Origin of the sequence: Phenylobacterium sp. (assembly GCF_004299445.1) — a bacterium.
Lineage (GTDB): Bacteria > Pseudomonadota > Alphaproteobacteria > Caulobacterales > Caulobacteraceae > Phenylobacterium.
Genome location: NZ_SCTC01000009.1, coordinates 1 through 23,748, shown reverse-complemented (window position 1 = coordinate 23,748; position 23,748 = coordinate 1). Strand labels below are relative to the sequence as shown.

25 protein-coding genes are annotated in these 23,748 nt (G+C 67.4%); 19 read left to right on the top strand and 6 right to left on the bottom strand.

The annotated features are described in order from the left end of the window. Positions 1 to 162: 162 nt before the first annotated feature. Entirely contained in the window at positions 163 to 321 is a 159-nt protein-coding gene (locus tag EPN98_RS03405) for a hypothetical protein (RefSeq protein WP_293360334.1), read from the bottom strand. Between the two features lie 143 nt (positions 322 to 464). Here EPN98_RS03405 and EPN98_RS03400 point away from each other — a divergent pair, with 143 nt between their 5' ends. The 10 genes from EPN98_RS03400 (at position 465) to EPN98_RS03355 (ending at position 9,580) form a co-directional block, all read left to right on the top strand. Next, complete coding sequence (locus EPN98_RS03400) at positions 465 to 1,148, top strand: exopolysaccharide biosynthesis polyprenyl glycosylphosphotransferase (protein ID WP_293360332.1); 684 nt, start codon at positions 465 to 467, stop codon at positions 1,146 to 1,148. Between the two features lie 156 nt (positions 1,149 to 1,304). Next, complete coding sequence (locus EPN98_RS03395; RefSeq protein WP_293360329.1) at positions 1,305 to 1,535, top strand: hypothetical protein; 231 nt, start codon at positions 1,305 to 1,307, stop codon at positions 1,533 to 1,535. Beyond that, positions 1,528 to 2,223, top strand: coding sequence for a sugar transferase (locus EPN98_RS03390; protein ID WP_293360326.1), 696 nt, complete (start codon positions 1,528 to 1,530; stop codon positions 2,221 to 2,223). The genes EPN98_RS03395 and EPN98_RS03390 overlap by 8 nt, the downstream gene beginning before the upstream one ends. A 145-nt stretch (positions 2,224 to 2,368) precedes the next feature. Further along, positions 2,369 to 3,802, top strand: a complete 1,434-nt coding sequence (locus EPN98_RS03385) for a UbiA family prenyltransferase (protein ID WP_293360323.1) — start codon at positions 2,369 to 2,371, stop codon at positions 3,800 to 3,802. Then, entirely contained in the window at positions 3,799 to 4,227 is a 429-nt protein-coding gene (locus EPN98_RS03380) for a GtrA family protein (RefSeq protein WP_293360321.1), read from the top strand. The genes EPN98_RS03385 and EPN98_RS03380 overlap by 4 nt, the downstream gene beginning before the upstream one ends. Beyond that, the gene (locus tag EPN98_RS03375) at positions 4,224 to 5,546 is read left to right on the top strand and encodes an FAD-binding oxidoreductase (RefSeq protein WP_293360318.1); all 1,323 of its coding nucleotides are present in this window, start codon (positions 4,224 to 4,226) and stop codon (positions 5,544 to 5,546) included. Before EPN98_RS03380 ends, EPN98_RS03375 begins: the two co-directional genes overlap by 4 nt. Continuing rightward, on the top strand, positions 5,543 to 6,277 hold the full coding sequence (locus EPN98_RS03370) for an SDR family oxidoreductase (RefSeq protein WP_293360315.1): 735 nt from the start codon (positions 5,543 to 5,545) through the stop codon (positions 6,275 to 6,277). Before EPN98_RS03375 ends, EPN98_RS03370 begins: the two co-directional genes overlap by 4 nt. Further along, positions 6,274 to 7,440 (top strand): hypothetical protein, encoded by a 1,167-nt coding sequence (locus EPN98_RS03365; RefSeq protein ID WP_293360313.1) that lies wholly within the window; start codon positions 6,274 to 6,276, stop codon positions 7,438 to 7,440. Before EPN98_RS03370 ends, EPN98_RS03365 begins: the two co-directional genes overlap by 4 nt. 47 nt (positions 7,441 to 7,487) lie before the next feature. Beyond that, positions 7,488 to 8,963 carry an exopolysaccharide biosynthesis polyprenyl glycosylphosphotransferase gene (locus tag EPN98_RS03360; RefSeq protein ID WP_293360311.1) on the top strand — a complete coding sequence of 492 codons (1,476 nt, stop codon included), beginning with the start codon at positions 7,488 to 7,490 and terminating at the stop codon, positions 8,961 to 8,963. Positions 8,964 to 8,989: 26 nt separating this feature from the next. Continuing rightward, on the top strand, positions 8,990 to 9,580 hold the full coding sequence (locus tag EPN98_RS03355; protein WP_293360308.1) for an acyloxyacyl hydrolase: 591 nt from the start codon (positions 8,990 to 8,992) through the stop codon (positions 9,578 to 9,580). Here EPN98_RS03355 and EPN98_RS03350 read toward each other — a convergent pair. Continuing rightward, positions 9,577 to 10,680: an acyltransferase gene (locus tag EPN98_RS03350; RefSeq protein ID WP_293360305.1), complete on the bottom strand. Its 1,104-nt coding sequence runs from the start codon at positions 10,678 to 10,680 to the stop codon at positions 9,577 to 9,579. The two genes, EPN98_RS03355 and EPN98_RS03350, sit on opposite strands and share 4 nt — an antisense overlap. 14 nt (positions 10,681 to 10,694) lie before the next feature. Then, the gene (locus tag EPN98_RS03345) at positions 10,695 to 10,955 is read right to left on the bottom strand and encodes an XrtV sorting system accessory protein (protein ID WP_293360302.1); all 261 of its coding nucleotides are present in this window, start codon (positions 10,953 to 10,955) and stop codon (positions 10,695 to 10,697) included. A gap of 380 nt (positions 10,956 to 11,335) precedes the next feature. Here EPN98_RS03345 and EPN98_RS03340 point away from each other — a divergent pair, with 380 nt between their 5' ends. Beyond that, positions 11,336 to 12,199, top strand: coding sequence for an alpha/beta hydrolase (locus EPN98_RS03340; RefSeq protein WP_293360299.1), 864 nt, complete (start codon positions 11,336 to 11,338; stop codon positions 12,197 to 12,199). Between the two features lie 2 nt (positions 12,200 to 12,201). Here the strand turns inward: EPN98_RS03340 and EPN98_RS03335 are convergent, their stop codons facing one another. Beyond that, positions 12,202 to 12,480: a hypothetical protein gene (locus tag EPN98_RS03335; protein WP_293360296.1), complete on the bottom strand. Its 279-nt coding sequence runs from the start codon at positions 12,478 to 12,480 to the stop codon at positions 12,202 to 12,204. A 246-nt stretch (positions 12,481 to 12,726) separates the two neighbouring features. Here EPN98_RS03335 and EPN98_RS03330 point away from each other — a divergent pair, with 246 nt between their 5' ends. Next, positions 12,727 to 13,284 carry a recombinase family protein gene (locus EPN98_RS03330; RefSeq protein ID WP_293360293.1) on the top strand — a complete coding sequence of 186 codons (558 nt, stop codon included), beginning with the start codon at positions 12,727 to 12,729 and terminating at the stop codon, positions 13,282 to 13,284. Between the two features lie 36 nt (positions 13,285 to 13,320). Here EPN98_RS03330 and EPN98_RS03325 read toward each other — a convergent pair whose 3' ends face one another. Beyond that, positions 13,321 to 15,969: a TonB-dependent receptor gene (locus EPN98_RS03325; RefSeq protein ID WP_293360290.1), complete on the bottom strand. Its 2,649-nt coding sequence runs from the start codon at positions 15,967 to 15,969 to the stop codon at positions 13,321 to 13,323. A gap of 76 nt (positions 15,970 to 16,045) precedes the next feature. Next, positions 16,046 to 17,557: a hypothetical protein gene (locus EPN98_RS03320; RefSeq protein WP_293360287.1), complete on the bottom strand. Its 1,512-nt coding sequence runs from the start codon at positions 17,555 to 17,557 to the stop codon at positions 16,046 to 16,048. A gap of 353 nt (positions 17,558 to 17,910) precedes the next feature. On the opposite strand from EPN98_RS03320, the gene EPN98_RS03315 reads away from it, so the two are divergent. The 7 genes from EPN98_RS03315 to EPN98_RS03285 all read left to right on the top strand — a co-directional run. Continuing rightward, entirely contained in the window at positions 17,911 to 18,429 is a 519-nt protein-coding gene (locus tag EPN98_RS03315) for a lytic transglycosylase domain-containing protein (RefSeq protein WP_293360474.1), read from the top strand. Positions 18,430 to 18,435: 6 nt separating this feature from the next. Next, positions 18,436 to 18,735, top strand: a complete 300-nt coding sequence (locus tag EPN98_RS03310) for a TrbC/VirB2 family protein (RefSeq protein WP_293360284.1) — start codon at positions 18,436 to 18,438, stop codon at positions 18,733 to 18,735. A gap of 4 nt (positions 18,736 to 18,739) precedes the next feature. Next, a complete protein-coding gene (locus tag EPN98_RS03305; protein WP_293360281.1) occupies positions 18,740 to 19,024 on the top strand; it encodes a type IV secretion system protein VirB3 in 285 nt (94 codons plus the stop codon). Next, positions 19,021 to 21,423 carry a VirB4 family type IV secretion/conjugal transfer ATPase gene (locus tag EPN98_RS03300; protein WP_293360278.1) on the top strand — a complete coding sequence of 801 codons (2,403 nt, stop codon included), beginning with the start codon at positions 19,021 to 19,023 and terminating at the stop codon, positions 21,421 to 21,423. Before EPN98_RS03305 ends, EPN98_RS03300 begins: the two co-directional genes overlap by 4 nt. Then, positions 21,420 to 22,583: a type IV secretion system protein gene (locus EPN98_RS03295; RefSeq protein ID WP_293360275.1), complete on the top strand. Its 1,164-nt coding sequence runs from the start codon at positions 21,420 to 21,422 to the stop codon at positions 22,581 to 22,583. The genes EPN98_RS03300 and EPN98_RS03295 overlap by 4 nt, the downstream gene beginning before the upstream one ends. Continuing rightward, positions 22,580 to 23,338, top strand: a complete 759-nt coding sequence (locus tag EPN98_RS03290) for a TrbG/VirB9 family P-type conjugative transfer protein (RefSeq protein ID WP_293360273.1) — start codon at positions 22,580 to 22,582, stop codon at positions 23,336 to 23,338. The genes EPN98_RS03295 and EPN98_RS03290 overlap by 4 nt, the downstream gene beginning before the upstream one ends. Next, positions 23,335 to 23,748: hypothetical protein (locus tag EPN98_RS03285; RefSeq protein WP_293360270.1), on the top strand; the 414-nt coding region annotated here is incomplete at its 3' end. The genes EPN98_RS03290 and EPN98_RS03285, both read left to right, overlap by 4 nt.

The window sequence follows — 23,748 nt, the reverse complement described above, 5'->3', positions numbered from 1 at the left end:
ACGCCCCCACCTAGCGCCGAGACCGGACCACGGCAAATGATGCCGGCGCGTCATCGCTCGCCGAACGCGGTTGATTGACCCGAAGGGGCTGGGGCAGGTAAAATATGGCTAACTATAGGAGCGGCGAGGGAATTTCCCCGCGCCGCGACCTCGGCGTCGACGTTAGGCCAGAAGCGCCCGCAGGCTGATGCCGATGACGGTCCACAGGGCCACAGACGCGCAGGCGCCGATGGTCAGGCCTATGCCCACCGGCAGGCGTCGGGTCGCGCGGGCTTCGACGGCGCTATGTGCGACGAGGTCGATCGACACGTCGGACGGCATGATCCTACTCCGGCACGCCCAATTCTTGGGCTGTGTCGTAAAATGTACCAATGAGCGTGAACAGTTCGTTGGAGAAGACGATTAACGAGTGGTGGACTGGTGGCGGGGGCGTCCAGTCAGTTGCGTAGATTGGGGCTGTTTCGATGACGGATATCGCCGAAGGGACGATAGGCTCGGTGGTGCAGGCTGAAGAGCCGGCCGGCCGGGCTGCATCGACGCCGTTCGGCTATGACGCCGCGCGCAGCTGGAGCAAACGCACGATCGACATCGTAGGCGCCGCCCTGGCCCTCTTCCTCTTCCTACCGCTGCTCTGCTGCGTCGCGCTGGCGGTCCGAATGGAGTCCAAGGGCCCGGTGATATTCAGGCAGCGCCGGACGGGCCATCACGGACGCATCTTCACGATCTACAAGTTCCGCACGATGACCGTGACCGAGGACGCCGGTGACGTCCGCCAGGCCACCCGGAACGACGCCCGCGTCACCGCGGTCGGCGGCCTGCTCCGCAAGCTCAGCCTCGATGAACTCCCACAGTTCCTGAACGTGCTGATGGGTGACATGTCGATCGTTGGGCCTCGCCCCCACGCCCTGGCGCACGATGAGTTCTACGGCGAGCGCATCCCCGCCTACGCCGACCGCTTCCGGGTCAAGCCGGGCCTGACCGGTCTGGCTCAGGTGAACGGCCTGCGCGGTGAGATTCAGGATCTCCGCGGCATGCGGGACCGGATTTCCGCCGACAACCTCTATATCGACAGCTGGTCGCTGGGCCTCGACATCGCGATCCTCGCCAGGACGGCGCTCATTATCTTCCGCGATCCGCAGGCCTATTAGGCCCTTTCGCCCCAGGGCGGTCACATTTCCTCAACCCTGTCTGCAACCGAACGGCCGGCTCGACCGAATATGGTTCAGATCACGCAGCGCCGGGACGGGAAGCTTGGCGCGGGTTTTGCTCCAGATGGGGCGTGGTCCACGGGACGGTCGGGGATGATGTCCGGATTTGAGACGCGCTTCGCAGCCGAGGACGATGCGGACAAGATCCGTGCAGCGTTCTACGGCTTTGTCAGCCGCCACGCCGACGTGGCGGACGGCCCCGCCAACCTCAGCACGGAATTCGACGGCCAGGGCTCGCGTCTTATGGTGCGCCTCTGGAGCGCCGAGGCGCTGTCCGCCTTCCTGAGCGGCCTCGACAAGCCCGATCGACGGCGGTGCTATGAATAAACCTGCGGAGTTCCGAGCGCATGCCGAAGCCGCCAACTGGTCGCCTACGGGCGGTCACCGGCCGCCTGTCGCAGCCAACGCGCCCGTGATGGCCGTGGCCACCAGCAAGCGGAAGCGTGCGTTCGACATCATCTTGTCGGCGGGCGCGCTGCTGTTCTTCCTTCCGTTGCTGCTCACGGTCGCGCTTCTGGTGCGTCTGGAATCGCCAGGGCCCGCTCTCTTCCGCCAGCGCCGCACCGGGCTCAACGGCGTGATCTTCACCGTCTTCAAGTTCCGCACGATGACCGTGACCGAGGACGGCGACACCGTTCGGCAGGCCACTCAGGGCGACAAGCGCGTCACCCCGCTGGGCGCCATACTGCGCAAGTTCTCGATCGACGAGCTGCCCCAGCTGCTCAACGTGCTGCGGGGCGAGATGTCCCTGATCGGCCCGCGGCCCCACGCCGTCGCCCACGACGAGGCCTGGAGCGAGCAGGCGCCGGGCTACAATCTCCGCTTCCGCGCCAAACCCGGTCTCACCGGCTACGCCGCCGTTTGCGGCTTCCGAGGCGAGGTGAAGGAACTACAAGCGATCATCGATCGTGTCGGAGCCGACAACGAGTACATCGACACCTGGACGTTCGGACTCGACATCAAGATCATCTGGCGCACGATCCCGCTGATCTTCGGCGACGAACGGGCCTACTAGAGCCGACAGAAACCCGCGCAATCGAGCGGTAATGTCCGTCGCGAGATCGACGGGGCATGTCCGCGTCATCTAACCTTAACGCCTGCGGAACCAGATACCTCTCGATCATGCGCGCCTTGGACGGACCGAAGGGGAAGGACCTGCCTTGAAGCCAGCAAACCTCAAGGGACGAGTCCTGGCCGTCGACCTGGACGGCACGCTCATCCGCACGGACATGCTGTTCGAGACGTTCTGGTCGGCGCTCGCGCACAACTGGACGACGCCGTTCGTCGCCGCCGCAGGCCTGGCCAAGGGCCGCGCCGCAGTGAAGCAGCGTCTCTGCGAGATGTCGGACGTCGACGTCACCGTGCTGCCCTACAACGAAGATGTCGTGACCTACGTCCGCGCCTGGCGCGAAGCCGGCGGCCGAACCGCCCTCGTCACGGCTTCGGACCAGAGCCTGGCGGACAAGATCAGTGCGCACCTGGGCATCTTCGACGAGGCGCACGGCTCCGACGGCTCGACCAACCTCAAGGCGTCGCGCAAGGGCGCATTCCTGGAAGAGCGCTACGGCCAGGGTGGCTTCGCCTACATGGGCGACACCAACGCCGACCTCGCGGTCTGGTCCAAGAGCGCCCAGGCCATCACCCACACCAACTCCAAGGCCCTTCGGGCGCGGGTCGACAAGCTGGGCTGCGAGGTCGAGCATCTCTCGCCCGAACGCGTCTCGGCCAAGGCGGTGCTGAAGGCGCTGCGCCCGCACCAGTGGCTCAAGAACGTGCTGGTGTTCCTGCCCGTGTTCACGGCCCACGCGTTGCAACTCGCGACCCTGCTCCAGGCGCTGATGGCCTTCGTGGTCTTCAGCCTCGTGGCCTCCAGCGTTTACGTCCTGAACGACCTCCTCGACCTCTCGGCCGACCGGTCTCACCCGCGCAAGCGCAAGCGTCCTTTCGCGTCGGGCGCCATCCCCCTGGCCTACGGCACATGGCTCGCGCCCTCGCTGTTGATCGCGGGCTTCCTGCTGGCGCTGCCGTTGGGGCCGAACTTCGTGCTGGTGATGCTGGGCTACTACGTCACCACGACGGCCTATTCGCTCTATCTCAAGCGCCGGATCATCATCGACATCTGCGTGCTGGCCGGCCTCTACACGATCCGCATCTTCGCGGGCGGCGTGGCGACCGGCATCCCGCTCTCGATCTGGCTCCTGGCCTTCTCGGTGTTCTTCTTCTTCTCGCTGGCGGCGGTGAAGCGTCAGGCCGAGCTCGCCGACGAGGTCGCCTCGAACACGGTCACCAAAGGGCGCGGCTACCGCGGCGAAGACCTGCAGCTGATCACCAGCATGGCGACCGCCTCGGGTTACGTCTCGGTGCTTGTCATGGCGCTCTACACCAACTCGCCCGAGGTGAAGGCGCTCTACCCCCGGCCCTACATGCTGCTGGGGATCTGCCTGGTGCTGTTCTTCTGGATCAGCCGGATGGTGTTCGTCACCCATCGTCGCCGCATGCACGATGACCCGGTGGTTTTCGCGGTGAAGGATCGCGTCAGCCAGATCTGCGGCGTCGTCATCGGGGCTATCGTGGTGGCGGGCACGATCCCGTGACCCTGGGCAGCCTTGTCGTCCGCTACTCCGCCTTTGCGGTCGTCGCCACGGTGGCCAACCTCGCCGCCCAGCGGGTGGTGCTGGCGATCAACGCGTCTGCCCTCGGGTTCACCGCCGCCGTCGCGGTGGGGACGCTCGTCGGCCTGGCGATCAAGTACGTGCTGGATAAGCGCTGGATCTTCTACGACACCGCCACCGGCGTGCAGGCCCACGGCAGGAAGTTCGCCCTCTATACGGCCATGGGTGTCATCACGACGGCGATCTTCTGGGGCGCCGAGACGGCCTTCTGGCTGATCTGGCGCACCGACCTCATGCGCGAACTGGGCGCCTGCCTGGGCCTCGCGGTGGGGTACGTCGTGAAGTACCAGCTCGACCGCAGGTTCGTCTTCGCGCCCGCCGTGGCCGCCTCCAAGGGGGGCGCATGAACGTCGAAGGCTGGGGACGCTTTCCACGCCGCGACTGCCGGGTGACCGGACCGCGGAGCGAGGACGAACTTCGGGCCCAGGTCTCCGGCGGCCCGCTGATCGCGCGCGGCAACGGCCGCGCCTATGGCGACAGCGCCCAGAACCCAGCCAATACCGTCGACATGCGGCGCCTGAACCGCATGCTGGCCTTCGACCCCGAGGCCGGACAGCTGACCGCCGAAGCCGGCGTCCTGTTGGGCGACGTGATCGACGCCTTCCTGCCCCGCGGCTGGTTCCCGTGGGTCACGCCCGGCACCAAGTACGTCACCCTGGGGGGCGCCATCGCCGCCGACGTCCACGGTAAGAACCACCGCCGCAACGGCTCCTTTCGGTCGTTCGTCGACTGGATCGACGTTATGGGCGCGGACGGCCAGGTCCGCCGATGCTCGCGCGCCGAGAACCCCGAACTGTTCGACTTTACCCTGGGCGGCATGGGTCTGACCGGCGTGATCCTCCGCACGGCGATCCGCCTGCGCCCCGTCGAGAGCGCCTGGATCCGCCAGACAGCCATCGCCGCCCCCGACCTCGCCACCGCCATGGAGGCCTTGGAGGCCGGCAGCGACGCGGCCTACGCTGTGGCCTGGATCGACTGCCTCTGCACCGGCAAGTCCATGGGACGCTCGCTGATCACCCTGGGCGAGCACGCCACCCGGGCCGAACTGCCGGACGCAAAGCGCGCCGACCCGCTACGCACGCCCCCAAAACGCAAACTCACCATGCCGTTGGACGCTCCCTCGTTCACAATCAACGGCCTCTCGGTTCGGGCCTTCAACGCGCTCTATTACCGCAAGGGCGCCTGGGCGAGCGGCGTCGACTATGTGGATTGGGACACCTACTTCTACCCGCTCGACGCCATCCTCCACTGGAACCGCATGTACGGCCGCAAGGGCTTCGCCCAGTTCCAGTGCGCCCTCCCCCTGGCTTCCGCCCGAGAGGGGTTGGAGGCGATGCTGAGGGCGATCTCGGGCGCTCGCCAGGGCTCTTTCCTGACGGTCCTCAAGCGCCTTGGGCCCCAAGAGAGCGCGTTCTCCTTCCCGATGGAGGGCTACACGCTCGCCATCGACTTCCCCGTGAACCCCAAGAGCCTGCGATTGCTGACTGAACTCGACGCCATCACTATCGCGCACGGGGGTCGATTCTACCTCGCGAAGGACAGCCGGATGACCGCCGAGACGCTGCGCCGGTCGGATCCTCGCGTAGACCGCTTCCTCGCCATGCGCGCCGACGCCGGCCGTTCGGGCGCGTTCATTTCAGGTCAGTCAGAGAGGCTCAGCCTATGACCAAGCCCCCAGTTCTGATCCTGGGCGGTCGCTCGGACATGGGCCTAGCCATCGCTCGTCGCTTCGCAGCGGCCGGCCACCCGATCCAGCTCGCCGCGCGCGGCGCCCAGGGCCTTGAAGCCGACCGCGCCGATATCGCCCTGCGCCATGGCGTGGCCGCCACCCTGCATGAGTACGATGCGCTCAAGGACGCCCCCGACGCCTGGATCGACGCCCTGCCCAACCTCCCGGGCGTCGTCGTCTGCGCCATCGGCTATATGGGCGACCAGCCGACGTCAGAGGTGGACCAGGTCCAGGCAGCCATCGTCCTGCGCAGCAACTTCGAGGCCCCGGCGCTGATCCTGGCCGCCTTCGCCAACCGCTTCGTGGCCCGGGGCTCAGGCGCTTTGGTGGGCATCAGTTCGGTGGCCGGCGATCGCGGCCGCGGCTCGAACTACGTCTATGGCTCCGCCAAAGCAGGCTTCACCGCCTTCCTGTCGGGGCTTCGCAACCGGCTGTCGGGAACGCCGGTGCAGGTTCTGACGGTGAAACCGGGCTTCGTCGCCACGCGAATGACCGAAGGCATGAAGCTGTCGCCCGCCCTGACGGCACAGCCCGCGGCCGTCGCCGCCGCCATCGAAAAGGCCGTGCGACGCAAGCGCGACGTCATCTATGTGAAGCCGGTGTGGGCGCTGGTCATGCTGATCATCACCCACCTGCCCGAAGCTGTGTTCAAGCGCACCCGCCTATGAAGCTCAGCCGCACCGTCCAGCCCACTCTGGTCGCTGCGCTGGCGTCCATCCTGGCCGCGTTCCTGATCCTGGACCGCTGGATCGTCACCGACCTCGGTGTGAAATCCTTCGGGCGGGTGTGGCCGTTCTACGTGAACTACGGCGACTTCGGGTTCGTGCGGCGGGGTCTCGTCGGCACGCTACTGCAGGCGACGCCGTTTCCAGGCCTGTTCGAGAACGCCTACCATTTCGCCATCACCGTCCAGCATCTGGCGCTCCTCGCGCTGATCGGCCTGACCACCGTCTACTTTCTTCGATCGAAGTACGATCAGGGATGGCTCTTCAAAGCCGCCGTCTTCCTGTCGCCGGCCTTCATCCTGCAGGTGGCCTACACGACGGGATCACTGGACGTCTTCATCCTCATCCTCGCGTTCCTGAACATCGTCCTGGTGCGCAACGTGTTCCTGTTCAGCGCGGTGATGTTCGTCGGACCGTTTGTGCACGAGCTCTTTCTCTTCACGGCGCCGGCCCAGTTCACCGCCTACCTCCTACGCAACGATCTTCAGCTGCTGGCCCAGCCAGGGAGGTCGCTGAGGATGCTGGCGCCGCCCGTTCTGGCGCTGTCGGTGAGCGCGCTGATCGTCATCCTGTTCGGCGTCACGTCCATGCCCCAGGCCCAGTACGAAGCCGCCATGGCGCGGCTCATCCCGCACGCGGTCGGCCAGATGGACCTCTGGAGCGGCTATTTCGAAGTCGGCTCATCGATCGAACAGAACCAGCGCTCGCTGGGCTTCCTCGCCATGCACCTGCTGCGCCACGCGGGCTTCCTAATCGTCCCAGTCGGCTACGCGGCGTTCGTGTTCGCGCTGCTCGTGCGCAACGAGCCGCGCTGGTTCCAGCGCCTTCTCCTCGCCGCCTCCGCCGTGGCGCCATTCCTGATCTATGTAATCGCCACAGACTTTTACCGTTGGGTCGGCCTGAGCGCCTCGATGTCGCTGCTGCTCCTCATGGCCTATGGCGCTCAGAAGCCTCTGCAGCTGGGGAAGGGCCCCCTTATCGCCCTGCTGCTGTTCTCGCTCTGCGCGCCGTTCGGGGGACCGGTCATTCAGAACCCGTTGCCGATGCACCAGTTCGTCCTGAAGAAGCTGGGCGTCACGCCGCCTGTTTCTCCCGCGATTAACTGATCCCTCAGGGGCTGCCGCTAGGGTCCGCCGCAAAGGTGGGGATCCGAATGCCGGACGACACGGGCGCGCACCGCGCCATCGCAGATTCTGCGGGGGCTACCCCGGCGCATCGCCGCGGTCCCCTGCGACCGAAACGCCTGCAGAGCGTGCGCAATCGCGTGTCCGGCGCCGGCCTCGCCCGGTTGTTCCAGGCCGGTGACGCCGCCGGCCTCGTCCTCGCGTCATTGATCGCCAGCCAGTTCATGGCTCTGCCGGAGGTCATGTGGCTGGGCGCGCCCGCGCTGGCGCTTGTCCTGCTGGTCGCCACCGGCGCCTACTCGATGAACACGCGCGAGCGCCTACGCCGCCGGCTGGGCCGGCTGCTGATCGCCGCCGCCGCGGCCGGGGGCGGCGCGGGCACCGTTTGCGGCCTCATCGATCCCACGTTCCCCGCGATCGGATGCGCGGCCTGGGTCGCCGCCGCCTCGATGGCCCTCTTCGCGACCCACGGCATCTGGATGCTGGTCCTGCGCCGCCTGCGCGCCATCGGTCAGCTCACGCCAAACCTCATCATCGTGGGAGGCACCGCAGCGGCGCAGCGTCTGATCCGCCGGGCGCTCAAGACCCGGGATGTCAACATCCTGGGCGTCTTCGACGACCGACGTGAGCGCGTCGGCCCCGAGGTCTGCGGGGTGCCCGTACTGGGCAAGACCGCCGACCTGATCGACCACCGCATCCTGCCCTATGTCGACCGCATCGTGATCACGGTGCCGCCCAAGGCGAGCGCCCGCATCGCGCAGTTGCTCGAACGCCTGGCCCCCATTCCCAACCCGATTTCCCTGCTGCTCGACGGCGAGGACGAGGAGAGTGAGGCGAAAGCGGTTGGCCGCATCGCCGACTTCGACCTGATGCACGTCGCGGGCGCTTCCGAACGCTCAGGCTACCTGCTGGCCAAGCGCGTCCTGGACCTGACCCTGAGCGTCGCGGGCCTCATCATACTGGCGCCCCTCATGGCCGCCGTGGCCATCGCCATTCGCCTGGACAGCCCGGGACCGATCTTCTTCCGTCAGCGCCGACACGGCTACATGAACGAGGAGTTCCTGGTCTGGAAGTTCCGCTCGATGCGAACCGAGGCGACCGACCACAAGGCGGCGCGCCAGGTCACCGCCAACGACGACCGGATCACTCGCGTGGGCAAGTTCATCCGCAAGACCAGCCTGGATGAACTGCCCCAGATCCTGAACATCATCACCGGCGAGATGTCGATCGTCGGCCCCCGCCCGCACGCCATCGGGATGCTGAGCGGCGGAGCCGAAGCTTCGAAGCTGGTCGAGACCTATGCCCACCGCCACCGGATCAAGCCCGGCCTGACGGGCTGGGCCGCCGTGAACGGCTCGCGCGGTCCGGTCGACACGCCGGAGGACGTCCGGCGCCGCGTGGCGCTGGACCTGGAGTATGTCGAGCGCCAGTCATTCTGGCTGGACGTGTCGATCATACTGCGTACCGCGCCTTGCCTCTTGGGCGACAGCGGGGCGGTGCGCTAGCCTCCTCGCGTTCCACGGAGGCCGGCATGTCCAGGATCCTGCTCACGACCCTGGCTGCGGCCGCCATCGCCGGGCCCGCGGCGGCCGGCGAGGTCTTCGCCGGCGTCTACGCCCACGATGTTGACGATGGCATCTCGTACGGCAAGTTCGAGGACGGCGCCCAGATCGTCGTCGGCGCCCGCACCACCGCCCTGGACGAGCTCGATTTCCTGGGACGCGCGCGGGTGCATCTGCTGGCGGGCGTCAACACCTCGGGCGGCACAAACTACGTGGCGACAGGCCTTTCGTGGCGCTTCGACCTCAACGAGCGGCTCTACCTGCAGCCCGGCATCGGCGTCGCCGTCCACGATGGCCGGGTGAACCTGCCCTCGCCTAACGCGCCGGGCCTGACGCCGGAAGAGCGGCTGAAGCGCATCCGCGACCGTCAGACAAAGCTGGACCTGGGCTCTCGCGTGCTATTCGAGCCCGAGCTGTCGCTGGGCTGGAAGGCCACGCCCCGCCTCTCCATGGAGCTCTCGTGGATCCATGTCAGCCATGGGCGCCTGGCCGGCCACTACAATCCCGGCCTGGGCGACGTGGGTGTCCGCCTGCTCTACCGCTACGGCCTCGACCGCTAAGCGGCGGGGGTGCTGCTCTCTGCCTGCGCAGGCCCCGAGACGGCGACCGGTCGCTCACGCCGCTCGAAGTAGCGCTTCAACTTCATGAAATGCTTCTCAAGCAGGTGCCAGCTCAGGAAGCCCAGCAGAACAGAGACCGCCAGCGTCAGCAGTCCATGAGCCACGAGATTCAGGTCGCGCCAATAGAACAGCAGCAGGTTTCCGACCGGCCATGCGTACAGGTACAGGCCGTACGAGATATCGTCTTTTGCGTTGATGGTCCGGAGCGGCTTCCACGTGACCTTGAACGCCACCCAGAAGAGCACGTAGGCGCCCAGCGTCGAAAGCGCGACGCCCGCCAGCACCGGCACAAACAGCGCCGGGATCAGCGCCACCGCCGCCAGCGCTGCGAAGCGCCCCTGATAGTCGATCGGGAACAGCTTGAGACAGGCGCCGCACATGAACACGGAGGTCAGTCGGATCGCTTCCTGCGGCTGTCCGAGGAGAGCGTTGAACGGCCTCGCCAACTGCTCGAGCACACCGCCGGCGGGCGTCAGGAAGGCGAAGTTGGCGGCGAGGAGCATCATGGTCAGAGCCAGGTAGAGCCCGCGTCGCCGATAGAACCCCAGAACGCCCAGCAGCGCGGCCAGGAGATAGCAGCGAAACTCGTAGCTGATGGTCCACATAGAGCCGTTCAGCGCCGGGATAGCGAGGCCGGGAAAGACCCCCAACGAATCGGGGGTCTTCAGCAGCAGCATCTGCCCGCCCAGCTTGACCCACTCGCCCATGGACAAGGCCCGCAGGTCCACCCCGCCCAGAGGCGCGACGACCAGAACGCAGGCGAGGAAGCAGAATACGAACGCCGGATAGATGCGCAGCACCCGCTTCGGCAGATACGACTTAGGATCCGACATGAAGCTGGCGGTGATCAGGTAGCCACTGATCAGGAAGAAGCCGTCGACGGCCAGTTCGCCCAGGCTGATGGTCCCGAAGAGCGCCTTCAGGGGCTCGCGGGAATAGTCCCCGTCGAACATCTGAGGCGTGTGCGACGCGATGACCAGCGAGGCAAACAGGAGCCTTAGGGCGCCGAAACCGTTCTCTCGATCGCTGGAAGCGCTCATGGGCCGAATAGCCGCTAGCGCTTGCTCGGCGGGAACTTCAGTCCGAAGGGCTTCAGCACCAGGGCGACGTAGAGCAGCACGCCGGCCACGATCAGGAACGAGACCAGGCCTTGCCCCTCATTGCCGAAATAGTTGGCGACCGCGCAGCCCACCGAAGGCGGGAGATAGTGCAGGATCGTATCCTGAGGCTCGCCGGGCTGCACCGAGCGGTGCAGAAACAGCACAACAAGCCCGCCGAAGATCGCGACCGTGATCCAATCGTAGACGGTTTCCACCCGCGTCCTCCGTCAATCCAACAAGCACTTACGTATCAGTTGGGCCGCAACGCGCAATTGCCGGCGTGCGTCCAACCCTGTCAAAGCGACGGAACCACGCCAGCAAGATGCGTGCCGCCTTCCACACAGCGAGCAACCCATGCTCTGTCTCCCCTTAACGAACCGTCGCTTCGACGCGAGGAACTGTGAATCCGCCGCCTGAAAGATCCTCCCGTCGTCGCTCCCGCCTGGCGCCAGCCGTCCTCCCGGCGGTTGCAGCGCTTCTCGTCGGCTGCGGCGGCGACGAGGGCGCAACCGCGAAGGATCGCCCGGACCAGCTGGTCCAGATTTCCGACGGTCGCAGGCTAAACTTCCACTGCACGGGCCGCGGCGCGCCTCTGGTGATTCTGGAGTCGGGCTATGGGGCCGGGGTGAACGGCTGGCTGCGCGTGCAGCCGGAAATCGCCAAGACCACACGGGTCTGCAGCTACGACCGGGCCGGTTATGGCTTCAGCGACCCTGGCCCCTTGCCTCGCGATGGCGCGGCGACGGCCCGCGACCTGGACCAGGCGCTGGACGCGGGGGGACTTGAGGGGCCGTACGTCGTTGTGGGCTTCTCCGCCGGGGGACTTTACAGCCGCCTCTTCGCGGCCCGCCGGCCGGGAGAGGTCGAGGGCCTTGTGCTGTTGGACCCGACCGTCGAGCGGGTCGCGCCATCGCCCGCCGTCGACGGTCTGCAGAGCCTTCGCCGGACGGTGAGCCGTTGCCTCGCCACGGCCGAGCTTGATCCCACGCCCCCGGCGACCGATCCTCGCTGGTCCGGCTGTCTGCCCCGCCGCGGGACGCCCGCGGAGATGACCCGGCTGCGACCGGCCGAAGCCTGGCGCAACCAGTTGTCGGAGCTCGACGAGATCTACAGCGACACTTCGGCCCAGGTGCAACGGCTGGGAACCTTGCTGCACGAGGTGCCGATCTACGTCATCACCGCTTCAGAAACAGCCGCGACGTCGCCAACGGTGGGCTACGGTCGCGGCCAATCCGTGTGGGAGCTTGAGCACCTGCGCCTAGCGCTCAGCTCGGACCGCGGCTTCCAGCGCACGATCCTGTCTTCGCACCAGGTGCCCGCCGACCGACCTGAGGTGGTCGTCGAAACGGTGCTGGCGATGGTCACGGCGCTGCGCGCCGGAAAGCCGCCCGAGCCCCTGCCGGTCAGCGAAACGGCGCCGCCGGAGGGCGACGCCGCGTTCCCAGAGTCACCGCGCTAAGTTCAGCGCCCGGCCAGTTCCTTGAGTTTGCGCGCTTCGGCGGGCCTCATGCACTTGGGCGCCGCCCAGGCCGAGCTGCTCTCGGTCACGGCCTTCGCGGTGACGAACTCCATCGCGCCGTGCTCACGCGTGAAAGCGCGTCGGGTCATCGCCGAGTTGTCACAGACATAGACCGTACGGGCCGCTTTGGTCGTGTCGTTCGGAACCGGCGCGTCCTTGGCCAGAGCCGGCGCAGCGGCGATGGCCGAAAGGGCGATGGCGCAGGCGATCAGGCGCATCATTTCCTCCTCAGAACGGCTCAATCCGTCTCTGGTTGGGAGGAAAACCTCGTTTTCTATCCTTGGCACGTGAAACTATTGTGACAGTCTTACGAAATTCTCGCTGCAGTTCTAAATCCTTTGCAAGACCAGCAACTTGGCGTGTGACATTCACATACACGTCGTACTCGCCCGGCATAGTGGCGCTTCGTCAGCGTCGCGGGGCGTTTGCCTCACCGGCGCTCGCCCGCCAGGGAGGAAAAGTCACGGATGCGGTATGGCGTCGTTCGCGTTTCGCCGGACCTTCCTGAGCCGAACCTGCAGCGGCGACTCATCGAAGCTGTAGGCTGTGATGTCGTCCTCGAGGAGCGTCAGGCGACGTCGGCGAGCCAGCGCATTCTGTTTCAGCTGCTCTATGGACTGCGGTCAGGCGACGAGGTCCTGGTTCATGCCCTCTCCGCTTTCGACGCGACCACGGGCGAGCTCGCTCGCTTGCTGCGTCACTTCTTCGAAGCCGGAGTCACGCTGCGGGTGACCGGCGGATCGCGGGTGGAGAGCCTGGCCCCTGACGGACCGATTCCCCGGGCGCTGGTGATGCTGGCCGACCATGAGACCCGCAAGCCCCTGCGCGAAGCCAGCCGCCGCCGCGCCCGCGTCAAGGATACGCCCCTCACCCAGCATCAGCTGAAGTTCGCCCGGGACATGCACCGCCGCGGTCATTCGATGCGCGCGATCGGCCTGTTGTTTCAGCTGGCGCCCAATGAGGTCGCCGAGCTGATCCGCACGCAACCCCTCCGGCCGTCCTACGATGCCGAGGCAGAGGCCTGAGCCGGCCCCCCACCTCGCGGCGGGGGACCTGCATCACTAGAACCGGGCGGTCAGGCCCAGCGAGACGGTCCGGCCCAGATCGTAGCTGTTGGTGTCGAAGCGATTGCCGCCGGCCGACTGGTACTCCTGCGAGTCCGTTCCCAGGAGGTTGCGGGCCTCGAACGAGCCGCTGAACTCGCGCTCCATGACCGTGAAGGTTTTGCGATAGACGAAGTCCAGCCGGACGCCCGGCTTCTGGACCAGATCCGGCAGGTCGATGCTGCTGGCCCGAGCCGTCACGCGGGGGCTGGCATAGCTGATCAGCACGGTCGCCTGAGACTGCGCCTCGTCGTCTTCGAATCCCAGCTGCAGGTTGGCCAGATGCTTCGAGGCGCCCTGCAGTCGGTCGCCGTCGGTGAGGTAGTCGCTGGCCGGCGGGGTCGTGCGGATGCCCGTGGTGTTCAGGACGATCGTGTCGCCCGAGCCGACCTTCAGCTTCGAGGAATTGTAGGTGTAGTTGACGGCCACCAGCCAGCGCTTGCTGTCCAGGAACGGGTTGCCGAACTCGTGCTCGAAGTACTTCTTGAGCTCGATCTCCGCCCCGTAAATCTGGGCCTTGGGCGCGTTGTAGAAGGTCTGCTGGAAATTGCCGTCCGAGCCCAGCACCGCCAGACTCTCGACCGGCTTCTTGAGCTCCTTGAAGAAGCCGCCCACGGTCACGTACTGGCCGCGGTCGAAATAGAACTCGTAGCGAAGGTCCGCGTTCGTGAACTTCGTATCTTCGAGGAACGGGTTGCCGGTGAGGATCCGGTCGGTCTCGGTGTCGCGATAGCGCTGCGGGGCCAGTTCCCGGAACTGCGGACGCCCGATCGTCTTCGAGAGGCCGGCGCGCAGTTGCTGATCCTCGGCGAAGTTCCAGGTGAGGGTCGCCGTCGGCAAGACGTAACTCTCCGAGATCTTCCGCTGGAAGGTCGGCCCCGCGGCGACGTTGAAGATGTCGCGCGTCAGGATCGTCTCCTTGGCGTCCTCGTAGCGGAGGCCCACGCCGGCGCGCAGCAACTCCACGATCTCGGCGTCGATCTGGACATAGGCCGCGTGAACCTCCAGGCCGGCTTCGTACTGCGCCGAGTCACCGGTCAGCGCCGAGCCCGACAGTTCGCGGAGCACGACGATGTCGTCGTTGATGTTGCGGTCCGCGACCAGGAAATCGATCCGTTCGGTCCCGTAGCGCAGGGGGTCCCAGTTGCGGCCCTGGTCATAGGTGAAGTCCCGGCGCACCGAAGCGCGGTCGTTCTTCTGCCAAGCGTAACCGACCTTCAGCTCGGCCTGGCGAACGAGATCGACGGGCAACTCATAGCGGAAGTCGATGTTGGCCGAGCCAATGTTCTCGTCCAGGTCAGAGAACGAGACAAGCTGGTTGGCGCCCGAGAGGAGCGCCGTGCGCTTGCCATCGGCGCGCAGGCCGTAGCGGTAGGCGCGCTCATAGGGCGCCTCGCGGGTGGTGCGGCCATAGGTGCCGCGCCAGTCGATGTCGATGTCACCCAGCTTGTGCTTACCCGACAGCTGGCTCAGCTGGAGCTCGCGGCGGTACCACTCGGTGGCGTAGGCGTTGACGTTCGAATTGCCCTGCGAGATCGCCGAGTTTTCGGTGATGCGGGCCCGTTTCGAGGTCGAGCGGATCCAGAGGCCCATGTAACGGATCTCGTTGTCGCCGAACTCCAGCGCCACGCCGCCCAGGCCGCTCCACGAAATGTCGTTCTGTGTCGCCTGGAAGGTGGAATCCGTCGCCAGCGCGATGCCGCCCACGTCCGGCAGCGTCGTCTGGCGCACGCCCTCGCGGTTCAGCCAACTGTTGCGATAGCCCAGCACACCCACCACGCCGACCCGGCCGAAGTCGGTCTCGAACGACTGGCCGGCCGACAGGTCGACGTTGCCGTTCGCCCAGGGCTTGTCGCTCTGGATCACATTGACCGACGAGTTGGAGAAGCTGCGCGCCACCGCCTTGTACTCGGCCTGCGTCAGTCCGCCGGTCGCGCCGGTGAACACCACAGGGCGGTTCGCGGCGAACTGGCGGACGCCCACGGGCAGCTTGCGCGTGCCGTCGTCGAAGCCCAGTTCGTCGTACTTCGAGCCGTAGTAGGTGAGGCCGCGCTTGTCGGTCGTCTCGCTATCGTAGCCCAGGCCGACGCTCACGTTCAGATAGGCCTCGTCCGGCACGCCAACCGTCTGCAGGTCGATGATGCCGCCGCCGAATTCGCCCGGATAGTTGGCCGAGAAGGTCTTCTGCACCGACGTGCCCGCCAGGATCGACGACGGGAACAGGTCCAGCGGGATCACGCGCTGCAGCGGCTCTGGGCTGGGCAGTGGCGAGCCGTTCAACAGCGCCTGCGAGTAGCGTTCTCCCAGGCCGCGGACATAGACGAACTTTCCGGAGACGAGCGAGAGGCCGGTCACCCGGGTCAGCGCCTGGGCGGCGGTGTCGTCGCCGGCGCGCTGGATATCTTCAATCGTCAGGAAGTTGGCGACTTCCGGCGTGTCGCGGATCTGGTCCGGGATGAACTTCCCGTTGACGACGATCTCCTCGACCTCGGTGCCGGGATCGGCGGCAGGCGCGGGTTGAGCTGTCTGAGCGTGGACCGGCATGGCGATGCTGAGCGCGGTCCCCGCGAGCAGCAGCGCGCTGAGATTGCGGATGGTGGCGTTCATCGGTGTTTCTGACCTTCGTCGGAAGGAAATGGGAGCGGGCGGCGGGGCTGTCCCCGCCGCCCGGTAGGAGCCGCAATCAGCAGGAGGCCGCGCCGGCGAGACCGCAGGTCCAGCCCACGAACCAGGTGTCATTCGGGCCCGAGACGGCGCCGATGTAGCTGGTGACGAGGAAGAAGCTGGACACGGCGGTCGGGTTGCTGGCGACGCGGCCGCTCTCGTTCCCGCCGTTGATGAACACCTGGCTGAAGGTGGGCGTGTAGCCCGTGGCGATATTGTTGGCGCCGGCGGTGAACAGCTGTTCCGCCGCCGCGTCCTGGTTGTTGTCCGTCGTCCGGAACGGGCCCGCGCCGCAGGCGAAGGCCACCGAGCGGAAGGTCGGCGCCGGGGCCGCGATGGTCGCCGCGTCGTCGATATCCAGGCAGGGGATGCGCGTGTTGGCCGAGTAGATCACGCCGTTCAGCAGGTCGTAGCCGGTGCCCGAGTTGAGGACCATGCCCTGGTGCTGACGGGTGTCGAAGTTGGTCGTCGCCAGGCCCTGGCGGCAGACGAAGTTCGAGACCTTCGGCCGCGAACGCAGCAGCGGCACGCCGCCCGACGTCGAGCCAGCGGACGAGGCTTCGAAGCAGCGCGACTCTTCGGTCGGGTTGTCACTGAAGATGACGGCGAACTGGATCGAACCCGAGAAGCCTTCGTCCGTATCCATGCCGTCATCGTCGTATTGCGTCAGCACCAGGTGACGGGCGTTGACGGTGCCGCCGAAGAACTCGACCGCGTCATCGGCCGAGCCATGAACCTGGACGAAGTCGATAGTGGTGCCGCTGCCGACGCCGCCGAAGGTGATGCCGTTCAGCTCTTCGTTGGGCGCGACTTCGTAGCCGGCTTCCTTGACCTGGACGTAGCGCAGAACGCCGCTCGACTCGGTCGGCGCATTCCCGCCCCAGTTGATCGTCTGGATCGCCTCGAAGCGGAACTCGCAGTTGGTCGGGTTCGCCGGGAAGGCCGTCGTGGTGGGCGGGCAGCGGTTGATCGGCGCACGACCGGCGATGACGATGCCGCCCCACTGGCCCGACAGCTCGGGGCCGCCGTTGAGGTCGTTGAGACTGGTGAAGATGATCGGCCGCGAGGCGGTGCCGTCGGCGATGATCTGCGAACCGCGGTTCACGACCAGGTACTCGGCGACACCGCCGAAAATGACCACACCCGGCTCGATCGTCAGCACCGCCGAGGCCGTGCCCGCGCGCGGGTTGGCGCTGTCAGGACCGCGGTCCTGCCCCACGGCGGCGACGCCGTCGATACGGTAGGCCGTGCCCGGCCGGAAGGGGATGGTCAGGTTGGCGTTGATCGCCCGCGGAATGCCGCACGACCGCAGCGTGCCGTTCGCCACGGTGCCCAGGTTGATGAAGCCGGTGGGGCAGTCAGCCGAGGCCTGGCCGTTGCCGCCCGTGCCGCCGCCAGCGCCGCCCGTCCCGCCGGTGGCGAACTGGCCTTCCCCGGGCGAAGCGATATCCGAGCCCCCGCCCCCGCAACCGGCGAGCGACACCGCGGCCAGCGAGGCCACGAGCAACATCCTGAAATTCGAGCCGGTCATCCGTATCTCCCGACGAGGCTACGCTAAAGCGCGCACGCAGGATTGACGGCCGAAGCCCACCCCCGGACCTGTCCCCCGCTTGCTGGGCTCGTTCTAGGAGCGGGTCGTGACACCTCCCCGACAGATGTGTGACGTTCCCGTTGCAGAGCCGTCGCGCAACCGCCCGACTGCGGCTCCAGAACCTCACCTAAACCGTCGTGCGACGAAGTGGTCTGGTCGCACAACGCCCGGATGGGCTAGTCTTGAGGCCGTCGATTGGGGGCGAAGTCATGTTTCGCGGGGCGTCATTTGCGTGGATTTCCGGCGCTGCGCTGGCGCTGTCCCTGACGGCAGGCGGTCCAGCGTTGGCTCAGGTGCTCGAGATCGGCGACGACGGCGCTGTCACGACGTACGCGGGCCCCGCGGTCTATACCGCCCAGGGCGCGGCCCCCATCCTGCCGCCCGAACCCTCGACGGCCCAGACCGCGCCGCCCGAGGAGGTGGTGCGCCTGATCCGCGAGTCATCGGTTCGTCACGCTGTGCCGGCCGAAGTGGTCGAGGCGGTGGCGTGGCAGGAGTCACGTTTCAATAACGCTGCGGTTTCGTCAAAGGGCGCACGCGGTGTCATGCAACTGTTACCTAAGACCGCTAGCGACCTCGGCGTGGATCCGGGCGACCTCAGAGGCAATATCGACGGCGGCGCGGCCTATCTGGCCCAGCAGCTGCGCCGCTATGGCGGCGACCTGCGCCTGGCGCTCGCGGCCTACAACGCCGGGCCCGGCGCCGTGGACCGCCATCGCGGCGTGCCGCCCTACGCCGAAACCCAATCCTATGTGCGCGCCATCCTGGCTCGCCTTTCGGCCACCCAGGCCGTTGGCGCCCGCGCCGAGTAGAGGCTGATGAAGAAGTTCGTACCGCTCACCGTCCTGGCCGCTCTGGCCGCCGCGCCCGCCCATGCCCAGGGCCAGAACGATCCGGCCGGCTCCTCGCCCCTGTTGGGCGCGCTGAACTGGGTCCAGGGCACCCTGCTGGGCAACCTGGCCACCACCGCGGCCGTCATCGCCGTCGCCATCATCGGCTACATGATGCTGGTCGGCCGCTTCGACTGGCGCCGCGGGATCGTGACCCTGGTGGGCATCTTCATCATCTTCGGCGCGGTGACGATCGTCGCGGGCCTGCGCAGTCTGGCCGGGGGCTAGCGCCATGACCCGGCTGGCCTCGGATCCCGTCTTCGCGGCGCTGACGCGGCCCCAGATGATCGCCGGCGTCACCTATCCGTACATGGTCCTCAATATGGTGGTGACGGCAGAGGCCTTCCTGATCACCCGCTCGTTCTGGGCGCTGGGGATCGCTGTGGTGATGCACGGCGTCGGCTATGTCGGCTCTTTGCGTGAGCCGCGCTTCTTCGACCTCTGGGTGACCAAGCTGTCCAGCTGTCCGCGGGTGAAAAACTTCAGCTTCTGGGGCGGGAACTCGTACCAGCCGTGAGCGACACCTTCCTCACTACCGGCGCAGCCAAGGTGCTGGCGCCCCGCGAGGCCAAGGTCGGCGACCGCCTGCCCTATCTCGGCCATGTGGACGATGTGACGCTGCGCACCAAGGATGGGCTGCTGGTGCAGACGCTGCATCTGGCCGGCTTCCCGTTCGAAACCGCGCCCGACGAAGAGCTGAACTATCGCAAGGCCATCCGCGAGACCGTCCTGCGCGGCGCGGCGAGCTCCCGTCTGGGCGTCTATCATCATGTGGTCCGCCGCCTGGTGACGCCCGCCTACCCGGCCTCTCCACAGGAGCCCTTCTGCGCCACGCTCGACGCCCGCTGGCGTGCGCAGCTCGAGGGCCGCAGGCTCTACGTCAACGATATCTTCCTGACGCTGGTGCTGCGGCCTACACAGGGCTCGGCCGGCTTCATCGAGCGCCTGTTCAAGGGCCCGCGAGCCAGCGACGCGGACCTGCCCCGGGACCTGCGCGAATTGCACGCCACCCGCGAGGCTTTCTCCGCGGCGCTATCTCCGTACGGCGCGCGCACCCTGGGTCTTTATACCGCCGGCGGCGGCGCCCAGCGCTCGGAGTGCGCCGAGTTCCTGAGCCTGATCCTCAACGGAGAGCTTCGCCCAATCCTGGCCCCCAGCGGCGACTTCGCCCAGGCGATCGGCACGCGCCGCCTCAGCTTCGGCCTGGACGCCATGGAGTTCGGCCCTGGCCAGGACGGCCAGCCCACCTTCGGCGCCATGGTGTCGATGAAGGACTATCCGGCCCGCACCGCGCCGGGCCTGCTGGATGGCGTGCTGCGCCTGCCGATGGAGCTGGTGCTCACCGAGAGCTTCGCGTTCGTCGATCGCCAGGCGGCGCTTGAGCGGATGGGCCTGGCGCTGCGCCGCCTCAAGGCCGCCGAGGACGACGCTTTCAGCCTGCGCGGCGAACTGGCCCAGGCCCGCGATGACGTAGGCTCGGGCCGCGCGGCTTATGGCGAACACCACCTCACCATCCTGACCAAGGCCGACAGCCTGGACGCCCTCGATTCCAACGTCGCCGACATCCAGTCGGCGCTGGCCGAGACGGGTGCGGTGGCGGTGCGCGAGGACGTCAACCTCGAGCCGTCGTTCTGGGCCCAGTTCCCCGGCAACTTCAAATACATCGCCCGCAGAGCGCTGATCTCCGCCGGCAACTTCGCGGGCCTCGCCAGCTTCCACAATCACCCGACCGGCCAGGCCGAGGGCAACCATTGGGGCCCGGCCATCGCCGTGCTCGAGACCACTGCGTTCGGGCCCTACCACTTCAACTTCCACAACGGCGACCTGGGCAACTTCACGGTCATTGGCCCCTCCGGATCGGGCAAGACCGTGCTGCTCACCTTCCTGCTGGCCCAGGCCGAGCGCCTGAAGCCGCGGATCGCCTACTTCGACAAGGACCGGGGCGCCGAACCCTTCATCCGCGCCATCGGCGGCCGCTACGATGTGATCTCACCTGGCGAGCCCACGGGCTTCAACCCGCTAGCCCTCCCCGACACCCCCGGCAACCGCGCCTTCCTGGCCGAGTGGGTGGCGCAACTGCTCACCGCCGAGGGCGAGACGCTGGACAGCGAAGACCGGCTGATGATCGCCGATGCGATCGACGCCAACTACGCCCAGCCCGCCGGCCACCGCCGCCTGCGCTACCTGCGCGAACTGTTCCGCGGCGCGCGGCGCCCGCATGCCGGCGACCTGGCGGCGCGCCTGTCGGCATGGTGCGAAGGCGGCGATCACGCCTGGCTGTTCGACAACGAAGCCGACCTGCTGGACATCGAGACCCGCATCGTGGGCTTCGACATGACCCGGCTGCTGGACAGTCCCACCATCCGCATTCCGGCGATGATGTACCTGTTCCACAGGCTCGAGCAGCGCCTGGATGGCGACCCGGCGATCATCGTCGTCGATGAGGGCTGGAAGGTCCTCGACGACCCGGTGTTCGTCCGCCGCATCAAGGATTGGGAAAAGACCATCCGCAAGCGCAATGGGGTGGTGGGTTTCTGCACCCAGAGCGCCTCGGACGCGCTGGACAGCCGGATCGCCTCGGCGATCATCGAGCAGGCGGCAACGCAGATCTTCTTCCCGAACAATCGGGCGAAAGCTGCGGACTACATTGATGGTTTCGGACTGACAGAGCACGAGTTCGAGCTCGTGCGAAACCTGCCCGACACTTCGCGCTGCTTCCTGATCAAGCGCGGCGACCACAGCGTCGTCGCCCGCCTCGACCTGACCGGGCTCTCGGGCGAGCTGGCCGTCCTGGCCGGCACCGAGCGCGCCGTGCGCCGCCTGGATGCGCTGCGCGCGCAGGTCGGCGACGAACCGGCCGCGTGGCTCCCCAGCTTCATGGCCGGCGACACGTCCAAGGGCCGGAGCGCGGCATGAGCCAGGCCTGCGCCGCCATGGTCGACGACGGGGTGATCCGGGGCGTCCTGGCCACCGTGGAATGCCAGACCCGCGTCTACGCCGAGAGCGGCTATCAGGCTCTGACCCAGGGCTCGCCCGTGTTCCAGGGCGTGCTGACCGCGGTGCTGACGATCTATGTCGCGCTGATCGGCTACCGGATGCTGTTTGCGCAAGGGTCGGCGCGGCTGTCGGATGCGCCGGGCATCGCGATCAAGATCGGCGTCATCCTGATGATGGTGACCAGCTGGTCCGCCTTCCAGACCCTCGTCTTCGACGTCGCCGACCGCGCGCCGACCGAGATCGCCGCGATCGTCTCCGCGCCCCTGACCGAGGGCGGCGCGGCGCTGGCCTCGCGCCCGGTCGACGGGCTGCAGGCAGCCTATGACGAATTCAGCGAAACCGGCGCGGCCTATGGCAAGCTCGCCGGCCCGAACGCCAAGGGCTACTCCAGCCCGCAGGCCGCCGCCGCCGAGGCCTCCGCCGGCGCCGCCGGCCTGCTGTTTCTGTCCAGCGCTGGCGTGATCTCGGCCGCCACCCTGGCGATCGGCGTGCTCACCGCCATCGGCCCGGTGTTCATCGTTCTGGCCCTGATTCCAGCCACTCGCGGCCTGTTCGTGGGCTGGGTGCGCGCCATGACCGCCGCCGCGCTGACTCCCCTCGTCGCCTGGCTGCTGATCGTGCTGATGCTATCGGTGATCGAGCCGTGGATCGACACGTTGACCGCCCAGCGCGCGGCCGTGCGGCTGGATCCCCAGACGGCCATGAGCGCCGCGGCCCTGGTCTTCGTCTTCGCCGCAGGCCAGGCGGCGCTGGTCATGGGCGCCTGGATCATGGCGCTGAGCTTCCGCCTTCCTTCGCTGACCCGCGATCGCGACACGCGCCGCACGGAAGGATCGCAGGCCACCGCCAACGCCCAGGTCAGCGCGGCGGCCATGCCCTCGCGCGCCGAGCGCCTCGCCATGGATCTGCAGCGCGACCAGGCTCAGTCCACAGAACGCAGCCGCGCCGCCCAGGCCGCGACCGCCGTCATGTCCGCCACAAGCCGTCAGGTCTCGGTCACTGTCGACGACGGCCGCCGGCTGGGCGACGCCTATCGCCGCAACACAGTCACCGCGCGCCGCGCGGGAGCCGCCCGATGATCCGCGTACCCACTCTCGTCTTCATGGCCGCCCTCGTGGCCACCCCCGCCCTGGCCGTCGTCCCGCGCCCCGGTCCCGGCGACCCACGCATCCATGTCGTCGAGTACGATCCCGAAGCCGTGGTCGAGCTGCGCGTGGCCCTGGGCTATCAGCTCTCGGTCGAGTTCGACCCCGGCGAAAAGATCGAGAACGTCGCCATCGGCGACTCCATGGGCTGGCAGGTGACGCCAAACCGCCGCGCCAATCTCCTGTTCCTGAAGCCGATGTCCCAGCGGCCGGCTACCAACATGACGGTGATCACCAACCTGCGGCGCTACAATTTCGAGCTGTCGCTGCGCCCGCGCGCGGCCGCCCGCAACGCCCCTTTCAGCGTGCGCTTCCTCTACGCCCCTCCGGTGGTGGCCTATATCGCGCCGCCTCCCCCGCCTCCGCCGCCGGTCGAGCGCAACGTCGCCTACTCGTACGAGGGGTCGGGCAAGACTTTGCCCATCAAGGTGTTCGACGACGGACAGGACACGTACTTCAGCTTCCGCAAGGACGAGGACCTGCCGGCGATCTTCGCCGTCGACCCCGATGGGGGCGAGGCGGTGGTCAACACGCGCCAGCGCGACGGCTATGTGGTGGTCGACCGGGTGGTGCGCGGCTTCGTGCTGCGGCGTGGCAGCGAGGTCACGCGAATCTATAACGACGGCTTCCGTGTCGAGGAGGCCAGCGCGCTCCGACAGCGCAAGAAGGACCCCTGGTGGCGTCGATGAAGGTCAAGCAACCCAAACCGCAGGACGTAAGCCCGGTCTTCGCCAAAGGCGAGGCCGCCCGCCCCCGCGTGCAGGCCCCCGACTCTCCAATGACCCTGTGGGTCGGTGTCGGCGGCGCCCTGGTGCTGGGCTTCATGGTGTTCAACGGCCTGTCATCGGGCCGCGAGGCCAAGGCCCAGACGGCTGCCGCTCCGGCCGCGACCGCCCCGGTCCCCGCCCCTGCCGCGCCGCAGCCGGCCACGCCTGTCCCGCCGCCGCCAATGCAGGCCGCCGCGCCGGCCCCGATGGTGATGCAGTCGGTTGCTCCGCCCAACCCCGAGGCGGCCCATTGGCGGGCGCCGACCATGGTCGTCGACTTCAGCGGCGCCGAACCCGGGACGGTGCAGGTCGCCCAGCAGACCGCGCAGCCA

What these genes read in the sequence shown, in the direction of transcription:
- EPN98_RS03295 (WP_293360275.1), top strand. Translation starts at nt 21,420, where the DNA reads ATGAGCCAGGCCTGCGCCGCCATGGTCGACGACGGGGTGATCCGGGGC.
- EPN98_RS03360 (WP_293360311.1), top strand. Translation starts at nt 7,488, where the DNA reads ATGCCGGACGACACGGGCGCGCACCGCGCCATCGCAGATTCTGCGGGG.
- EPN98_RS03335 (WP_293360296.1), bottom strand. Translation starts at nt 12,480, where the DNA reads ATGATGCGCCTGATCGCCTGCGCCATCGCCCTTTCGGCCATCGCCGCT.
- EPN98_RS03400 (WP_293360332.1), top strand. Translation starts at nt 465, where the DNA reads ATGACGGATATCGCCGAAGGGACGATAGGCTCGGTGGTGCAGGCTGAA.
- EPN98_RS03350 (WP_293360305.1), bottom strand. Translation starts at nt 10,680, where the DNA reads ATGAGCGCTTCCAGCGATCGAGAGAACGGTTTCGGCGCCCTAAGGCTC.
- EPN98_RS03305 (WP_293360281.1), top strand. Translation starts at nt 18,740, where the DNA reads ATGACCCGGCTGGCCTCGGATCCCGTCTTCGCGGCGCTGACGCGGCCC.
- EPN98_RS03355 (WP_293360308.1), top strand. Translation starts at nt 8,990, where the DNA reads ATGTCCAGGATCCTGCTCACGACCCTGGCTGCGGCCGCCATCGCCGGG.
- EPN98_RS03320 (WP_293360287.1), bottom strand. Translation starts at nt 17,557, where the DNA reads ATGACCGGCTCGAATTTCAGGATGTTGCTCGTGGCCTCGCTGGCCGCG.
- EPN98_RS03390 (WP_293360326.1), top strand. Translation starts at nt 1,528, where the DNA reads ATGAATAAACCTGCGGAGTTCCGAGCGCATGCCGAAGCCGCCAACTGG.
- EPN98_RS03375 (WP_293360318.1), top strand. Translation starts at nt 4,224, where the DNA reads ATGAACGTCGAAGGCTGGGGACGCTTTCCACGCCGCGACTGCCGGGTG.
- EPN98_RS03330 (WP_293360293.1), top strand. Translation starts at nt 12,727, where the DNA reads ATGCGGTATGGCGTCGTTCGCGTTTCGCCGGACCTTCCTGAGCCGAAC.
- EPN98_RS03290 (WP_293360273.1), top strand. Translation starts at nt 22,580, where the DNA reads ATGATCCGCGTACCCACTCTCGTCTTCATGGCCGCCCTCGTGGCCACC.
- EPN98_RS03310 (WP_293360284.1), top strand. Translation starts at nt 18,436, where the DNA reads ATGAAGAAGTTCGTACCGCTCACCGTCCTGGCCGCTCTGGCCGCCGCG.
- EPN98_RS03405 (WP_293360334.1), bottom strand. Translation starts at nt 321, where the DNA reads ATGCCGTCCGACGTGTCGATCGACCTCGTCGCACATAGCGCCGTCGAA.
- EPN98_RS03370 (WP_293360315.1), top strand. Translation starts at nt 5,543, where the DNA reads ATGACCAAGCCCCCAGTTCTGATCCTGGGCGGTCGCTCGGACATGGGC.
- EPN98_RS03325 (WP_293360290.1), bottom strand. Translation starts at nt 15,969, where the DNA reads ATGAACGCCACCATCCGCAATCTCAGCGCGCTGCTGCTCGCGGGGACC.
- EPN98_RS03365 (WP_293360313.1), top strand. Translation starts at nt 6,274, where the DNA reads ATGAAGCTCAGCCGCACCGTCCAGCCCACTCTGGTCGCTGCGCTGGCG.
- EPN98_RS03395 (WP_293360329.1), top strand. Translation starts at nt 1,305, where the DNA reads ATGTCCGGATTTGAGACGCGCTTCGCAGCCGAGGACGATGCGGACAAG.